The organism is Streptomyces actuosus, assembly GCF_016921115.1.
GTDB lineage: Bacteria > Actinomycetota > Actinomycetes > Streptomycetales > Streptomycetaceae > Streptomyces > Streptomyces actuosus_A.
The window spans coordinates 1-458 of the sequence record NZ_JAFFZS010000197.1; the positions used below are offsets into that span (position 1 = coordinate 1).

Consider the following 458-nt stretch of genomic DNA (forward strand, 5'->3'; position numbering starts at 1 on the left):
GCCGCAATTGGGGAATAAATCGCCTTAACCGTAAACAGATGGCGGATTTTGTGAACCGGAAACCAGAGGGCTGGAAGCGAACAGACCCAAAAAATGAAAAAGCTCACAAAGTTCATGGTGTCGACACCAGCGCTCGCAGGAAGAGTGTTGCGCAGATTTCCGTAGCTGGGCCAGATGGCTCGAATCATTAACGTCACACACTCGCCTGTCTATGTCAGTACCACCCCTTCGCACTCGAATTATGTGAGGGAAACACACCTCCAATGTATGATTGTACCCCGTACCAGATCACTGCCATGGCAGCCCTATTGAAAACAGGCCAAAAAGACCCCCAGATTCCAAACGACGCCCGAACCGCAACAGGGAACGAGATGTGGTAGACAGCACCGATGCGGCCCGTGAGACAGACAAAGCAGGCCGCAAGGAAATATCCCACCCAGACACAGAGCCATGACTGC

The 458-nt window shown here is 52.4% G+C and carries 2 protein-coding genes; both read right to left on the bottom strand.

Features of this window, described 5'->3' with window-relative positions:
- On the bottom strand, positions 1–188 hold a 188-nt coding region (locus tag JS756_RS39085; RefSeq protein WP_205387483.1), incomplete at its 3' end, for a cytosine permease.
- 26 nt (positions 189–214) lie between these two features.
- Positions 215–458 (bottom strand): cytosine permease (locus JS756_RS39090; protein ID WP_205387485.1); only part of this gene is annotated, 244 nt, incomplete at its 5' end.